6 protein-coding genes and 4 tRNA genes are annotated in these 6,144 nt (G+C 69.7%); 5 read left to right on the top strand and 5 right to left on the bottom strand.

Translation table 11 applies throughout. The features are described 5' to 3' along the window. Positions 1-229: 229 nt before the first annotated feature. Positions 230-301 (bottom strand) — tRNA-Val (locus AC08OP_RS18920). Positions 302-746: 445 nt separating this feature from the next. Between AC08OP_RS18920 and AC08OP_RS18915 the strand changes: the two genes are divergently transcribed. Beyond that, positions 747-1,178 (top strand): SsgA family sporulation/cell division regulator, encoded by a 432-nt coding sequence (locus AC08OP_RS18915; RefSeq protein WP_462188101.1) that lies wholly within the window; start codon positions 747-749, stop codon positions 1,176-1,178. Between the two features lie 137 nt (positions 1,179-1,315). On the opposite strand, the gene AC08OP_RS18910 is transcribed toward AC08OP_RS18915, so the two are convergent. Continuing rightward, positions 1,316-2,497, bottom strand: a complete 1,182-nt coding sequence (locus AC08OP_RS18910; RefSeq protein ID WP_476615408.1) for a chorismate-binding protein — start codon at positions 2,495-2,497, stop codon at positions 1,316-1,318. A gap of 221 nt (positions 2,498-2,718) precedes the next feature. Here AC08OP_RS18910 and AC08OP_RS18905 point away from each other — a divergent pair. The 3 genes from AC08OP_RS18905 to AC08OP_RS18895 all read left to right on the top strand — a co-directional run bounded on the left by AC08OP_RS18905 (position 2,719) and on the right by AC08OP_RS18895 (position 2,991). Beyond that, positions 2,719-2,791, top strand: a tRNA-Gly gene (locus AC08OP_RS18905). A gap of 43 nt (positions 2,792-2,834) precedes the next feature. Then, a tRNA-Cys gene (locus AC08OP_RS18900) sits at positions 2,835-2,906 on the top strand. A gap of 13 nt (positions 2,907-2,919) precedes the next feature. Next, positions 2,920-2,991, top strand: a tRNA-Val gene (locus AC08OP_RS18895). 144 nt (positions 2,992-3,135) lie between these two features. Here AC08OP_RS18895 and AC08OP_RS18890 read toward each other — a convergent pair. After that, positions 3,136-3,999, bottom strand: a complete 864-nt coding sequence (locus tag AC08OP_RS18890; RefSeq protein ID WP_476615407.1) for an N-acetylmuramoyl-L-alanine amidase — start codon at positions 3,997-3,999, stop codon at positions 3,136-3,138. A gap of 100 nt (positions 4,000-4,099) precedes the next feature. Further along, positions 4,100-4,909 (bottom strand): DUF3097 domain-containing protein, encoded by an 810-nt coding sequence (locus AC08OP_RS18885; protein ID WP_476615406.1) that lies wholly within the window; start codon positions 4,907-4,909, stop codon positions 4,100-4,102. A gap of 176 nt (positions 4,910-5,085) precedes the next feature. Between AC08OP_RS18885 and AC08OP_RS18880 the strand changes: the two genes are divergently transcribed. After that, positions 5,086-5,673 carry an isochorismatase family protein gene (locus tag AC08OP_RS18880; protein ID WP_476615405.1) on the top strand — a complete coding sequence of 196 codons (588 nt, stop codon included), beginning with the start codon at positions 5,086-5,088 and terminating at the stop codon, positions 5,671-5,673. 129 nt (positions 5,674-5,802) lie between these two features. Here the strand turns inward: AC08OP_RS18880 and AC08OP_RS18875 are convergent, their stop codons facing one another. Then, the gene (locus tag AC08OP_RS18875; RefSeq protein WP_011435797.1) at positions 5,803-6,096 is read right to left on the bottom strand and encodes a DUF4193 domain-containing protein; all 294 of its coding nucleotides are present in this window, start codon (positions 6,094-6,096) and stop codon (positions 5,803-5,805) included. Positions 6,097-6,144 lie beyond the last annotated feature (48 nt).

Raw genomic sequence — 6,144 nt, 5'->3', positions numbered from 1 at the left:
CCGGGACGGCCTCCTACCGGGGGAAACGCGCCGAGTCCCACCGGCGGGAGAGGACACCGCCAAGCCGCACCACCCGTTTGGGGTAGCCCCTCCCAGGCACCGACGGACCCGCCCTGACCAGGAAAAACGCCGCATCGCGGGGGGCACGAAGATCATCCACGGGGCAGATGTCCCGCGGGAGCAGAGCAAGCTCCCGACCCGGGAGCGGAGCATGGCAAGCCCAATCGCGTGGGCGTACGTGGTTTCGAACCACGGACCTCTGCCGTGTGAAGGCAGCGCTCTACCACTGAGCTATACGCCCTTGCCGGTGGGACCACCGTACACGCCGAGGATACGGACCGGCGAAGGGGGCCGACGGCGGGGGGTCGACGGACGGATGGGGCGATGTCCGCCGTCCTGCCCGGTGGCCGGACTGGGTCAGGTTCGCCGCGACTGGCCGTGGTTGAGAAGGGTCCCGACGGGGAAGACTTAAGGGGGAACGGCCTTGGCGGGATGGCCTGACACTCGAGGGACGTTCGGATACTACGGACGGTAATCATCTATGAGATTCAAGTAGAAGATCCGTCCGATAGCCGGCCGAACCATGATCACTCGAGACAGGTTCACCCTTCCGGGCCAGGCAACTCGCCCGAACTACCGTAACGGATGTTGTCTTGGCATAATCTTGTTTCCAACGGGACTCGGAGAGGGAACTATCCCGTTACACGGGTGCTCGCCCGCACCATCGCACCATGAGAGGCCGCCCGATGACTATTCGTCACGATTCAATCACCGCAGAACTCGCCCTCCGCCTTGTCGTCCCCGGGGCGGCGCCCGTGCCGGTCGCCGCCACCGTCCGGTACGAGCCTGCCGATCCGTACGCGATCAGCATCGGCTTCCGCACCGGTGCGGACGAGGTCGTGGAGTGGACGTTCGCGCGCCAGCTCCTCAGCGACGGTGTGCGCCGACCCGCCGGGGATGGCGACGTGCAGGTGTGGCCTGCCGCCCAGTCCGGGGGACGGATCGTCTGCCTGTCCCTGTCCAGCCCGTCCGGGCATGCACTGTTCGAGATGCCGCGGTCCGAGGTGCTGGCCTTCCTGCGGCGGACGTATTCAGCCGTCCCCCTCGGCGGAGAGAGCGACATCATCGATCTTGATGCCGAACTCGCCCTCCTCATCTGGGGTGGCCCCGAGCGGTGATCTCACCGGGGTCGGGACCGCTGCCCGATCCCGGCAAGCCGGTGTGGGCATTTTGCGACCGGGGGAGACCCTTCCCCACCTGCATCCGAGGCAGCTTCCACCCAGTCACACACAGAGCACCCGCCCGCCTGGCCAGGCTAGCGCCGCCAGGCGGGTTCTTTTGTCCTCGGCCCACCGCCGGCGCCCGGCCTATCGTCCGATCGGCTCGCCAGCCCCACCAGCCGGTCGGCCTTCAGCTCGGTCTCGCGCCACTCCGAGTCCGGATCACTCCCCCACGTGATACCAGCGCCGGTACCGAACCAGATCCGGTCGTCCTCGATCCAGAACGTACGAATGCCAACAGACAGCCAACCCACGTTCCGGTCGGCATCCACCCAGCCGATCCCTCCGCAGTAGTGGCCCCGAGAGGCCGGTTCCAGTTCTCGGATGATCCGCAGCGCGCTCGACTTCGGGGCGCCGGAGACGGAACCGGGTGGGCAGGCCGCCGCCAGAAGGTCCTGCCAGCCCACCCCCGGCCGCAGCCGGGCCCGGACAGTCGAGACGAGGTGCACGAGACCGGGGTGTTCCTCCACTGCGCAGAGCGAAGGCACCGTCACACTTCCCGGGCGGGCGACCCGACCAAGATCGTTGCGAACAAGATCGACAATCATGATGTTCTCGGCGACGTCCTTCTCCCGCAGATCCGCCGCCGTCCGACCGGTTCCCTTGATGGGCCTGGAACTCACGACGTCGCCCTGGCGGGAGAGGAACAGCTCCGGAGAGGCGCCGACGATGCGCACCCCGGCCTCCGGCACATCCAGGACGACCGCGTACGGCGCGGGATTGCCGGCGGCTACGACAGCCGCCAGGGCACCGAGATCGACACCGACAGCACCGGCACCGAGACCCCCCGCGCGTTCCGCCGCGGGCGCAGGCAGGGGTGCCGACAGCAATCGGCAGAGATTGACCTGGTAGACCTCTCCCGCCGCAATGCGCTCACGGATCGCCACAACCCCGTCGAGGTAGGCCGCCCGGTTCATGGTTGTCGTCCATGCGGCTCGCGGCGGTCCGAGCCAGGGGCCACGCCGCAGCGCCGCGGCACCACCGGGAGGCGCCGGCCGCACGTCGGCGAACCGGATGCAACGGACGGCCCTCTCGAAGTCGACGACAACCGCCCAGAAGCCATCTCGATCCAACACCGCGGCGTCATCACTGATCTCCACGACCTCGGTCGCGAACCGGCCGCCGGCGAGCAGGAACGAGGAGACATCCCACGGGGGTGCCGGTTCCACACACCCGAGGGGGCTCGCCTCCCGAGCCGCCACGTTCGTCTCGCTCATTCCGATCACGCTACCGCCGCCCGAGGTGACCCGCCGCCCAGGGCATGGACCAGCCCCTCGACGGCCGGCCGGCCGCATGGACGTGCCGTGGGCGAAAGCCGGCGTTCATCCGGAGAACCTTGACTCAACGCAACATCTCAGCGACGCCCGCCGGACGGTTCGACGTCTGGCCCGATCGTCCGCTAGAGTGCTACCTGCACCGCCGAGAAGGGCGGAGCAGCGCGGACGTGGCTCAGTTGGTAGAGCATCACCTTGCCAAGGTGAGGGTCGCGGGTTCGAATCCCGTCGTCCGCTCGGGAGCAGAGAGGCTTGAGGTCCGTCCCCAGCGGCCTCCCACGGCGGAGTGGCCGAGTGGTTTAGGCAAGGGCCTGCAAAGCCCTGTACGCGGGTTCGATTCCCGCCTCCGCCTCTGATCCTTTCGCGGGCGATTAGCTCAGTGGGAGAGCGCTACCTTGACACGGTAGAGGTCACTGGTTCAATCCCAGTATCGCCCACCGCGAGACACATTCTCGCCCTCCTATGAGGGCCACCCGTCACGGGTGGCCCTCTGCGTGTGCGACGGCCGGTGGGCGGTGGGCGCCCGGAAATCCGACAACGTGCCCCGGCCGCCGTCACGCCCATCACCGGACGAAGCCGGGTCAGCCCGGGCCGGGCGAGGACGCCTCGTCCCCCAGCAGGAACAACGTGATCCCGTCCGCGAGGCCCGCCGCCGCCCGGGCCCGCCAGGCCGGGTCGGCAAGCTCGGCCGCATCGGTGCGGTTGCGCATGTTGCCGCACTCCAGGAAGATCTTCGGCACCCGCGAGAGGTTGAGCCCACCGAGATCGGAGCGGATCGTCATACCATCCTCGCCCAGGTAGTCCACCAATGGCTGCCCGGTGGCCCGGCCGAAGGCGGATCGCACCATCGCCGCGAGACGCGCCGACGGGGCGAGGATCGGTGCGTTGGCCCGGTCCGGGCTGAGCGCGGGCGCGATGACATGAAAGCCGCGTCCGTCCGCCGGTCCCCCGTCGGCATGTATCGACACCACCGCGCCGGCCGAGACCCGGTTGCCGATGCGGGCCCGCTCGTCGATGCACGGGCCCACCCCGGAGTCGTTGTCGCGCGTCAGGATCACGCTCGCGCCCCGGGAGCGCAGAATGGCCGCCGCCCGCCCCGCGACGTCGAAGGTGAAGGCGTGCTCCGGGTAACCGCTGTCGGTCTCGGCGCCGACGGTGTCGCATTCCTTGTCGAAACCGCCGGCCGGGACCCGCCGGTTGATCGACGCCGCGGCGGCGCCGTTTCCTCCGTTGTGCCCGGGGTCGAGGACGACCTTCCGGCCGGACAGGGCGGTTGGTGAGGTCCCGTCCACGCCGGGCCGGGCCGGGCCGGGTGCGCCCGGCCCCGCGGGCCCGCCCCCCACGAGCTGCAGAGCCACCCCGGCGACCAAGGCCACGACGACCAGGGTCACGCCGGCCGCACCGACGATCCGAAGCAGGATCGATGGTCTGATCCGTGCCGGCATTCGGTGTCTCCCGCCTACGGAGGGGGCCCGTCCCCGCCGAAGTGACCGTACGCGGTCGGCTGCGCGGCGCGCGTACGGGGGGGCCGCCCGGGCCCGGCCGTCAGCCGGCGACGAAGTCGATCAGTCGTTCCACCGCGCCGAGCAGGCCCACCTCAAGGTCGGTGTAGCTGTCCACCGAGGCCAGGATCCGGCGCCACATCTGCGCCGGGTCCTCCACACCGAGGGCCTGACAGACCCCTTCCTTCCAGGGCTGGCCGCGGGGAATCTCGGGCCAGCGGGGAATGCCGACCGACGCCGGCTTCACCGCCTGCCAGATGTCGATGTAGGGATGACCGGTCACCAGGACGTGGTCACCGGCAACGGAGGCGGCGATCCGGCTCTCCTTCGACCCCGGGACGAGATGGTCCACCAACACGCCGAGCCGGCGGCCGGGCCCCGGGCGGAACCCCGCGACCACCGACGGCAGGTCGTCGACCCCGTCCAAGCTCTCCACCACCACCCCCTCGATGCGCAGGTCGTCGCCCCAGACCCGCTCGACCAAGGCCGCGTCGTGCAGACCCTCCACGTAGATACGGCTCGCCCGCGCGACCCTGGCCCGGCGGCGGGGCACCGCGACGGACCCGGACGCGGTGCGCGCCGCGGGGGCCGGGGTCCCGCGGCGAGGACGCACGAGGGTTACCCGCGCGCCCTCGATCAGGAAGGCGCCGGGTTCCAGGGGGAAGACCCTCCGGATGCCGTGACGGTCCTCCAGCGTCACCCCACCGTTCTCGCTGCCCACCACGGCCCCGCAGAACCCGGTGGCCACGTCCTCGACCACGAGGTCACGCTCGAGCTCGACCTCCGGCGGACGCGCCTGGCGCGGACGGGCGGGGGGAGCCAGGACGTCCGGCCCGTAGTCTCGGCTACGCATCCTGCGAACCTAAGCCGACACACCATCATGATCAGGGATATCGACGCGGGCGTGTCGAGATGCGACAGTGTGGTCATACCGAACGGACGGGTACACCGGGACAGAACAGACTGGTACACCGGGAGAGGTGGGTACACCGCGACGCGAGGGCGGAGCGCGACGGAGGGGACACGACGATGAGTCAGCGTTACGGGCCGGGGACCGCTCTGCTGATCGTGGACGTGCAGAACGACTTCGCCGATCCGGCCGGCAGCCTCTACGTGGCCGGTGGTGAGCAGATCATCGCCGGGATCAATGCGGAGATCGCCGCGGCGGTGACCGCCGGCTCCCCGGTCTTCTACAGCCAGGACTGGCACCCGCACGAGACCCCGCACTTCGTCACCGGCGGCGGGATCTGGCCGCCGCACTGCGTCGGGGATACCCCCGGCGCCCAGTTCCATCCCGACCTGATCGTCAAGGGTGAGGTGATCCGCAAGGGGGTCGACGGCAGCGACGGCTACTCGGCCTTCTCGGTACGTGACCCGGCATCGGGGAGGCGAGCCACAACGGTGCTCGGTGAACGGCTGGCGCAGTTGGGCGTGTCGACGGTGGTGGTCGTCGGGCTGGCCGGCGACTACTGCGTCCAGGAGAGCGCGCTGGACGCTCGGCTGCGGGGCCTGAAGGTGCTGCTGCCACTCGACCTCACCAGGTTCGTCAACCTGCGTCCGGGCGACGAGGAGCGAGCCGTGGCGCGCATGCGGGACGCCGGCGTTCTGGTCTGCTGAGGAGCCGGGCCGGGCCAGACGAGCCCGAACCGCCGGTAGCGGTCGAGCCCGAACTGATCGTGGAGCTGTCATCGGCAGCTGTCATCGGCGGTGGAGACTGATCGAGAGCCGATCAGACCACGCGGTCGGTCAGGCCGCGCAGTCCCGGCAGATCATCCGTCGCTCGTCCACGAGCTGGCTGCGGTGATGCACCAGGTAGCACTGCGTGCAGGTGAACTCGTCAGCCTGACGCGGCAGCACACGGACGTTCAGTTCCTCGCCAGACAAGTCGGCGCCGGGCAGGCCGAGCTCGGTTTCGAACGGGTCAACGTCGTCACCGAGATCAGCCGCCGCGTCCGCCCGCCGAGCTTTGAGGGCCTCGAGGCTCTGCTCCGAGGCGTCCTCGATGTCAGCTGTACGAGGGGTGTCGTAATCGGTGGCCACTGAAGTAACTCCCAGAGAAGTTGTGCGTAGTCGTGCGCAACCCACAAC

It is taken from the genome of Frankia sp. CeRuru1 (assembly GCF_977966315.1).
This window is presented reverse-complemented; position numbering and strand designations above follow the sequence as displayed.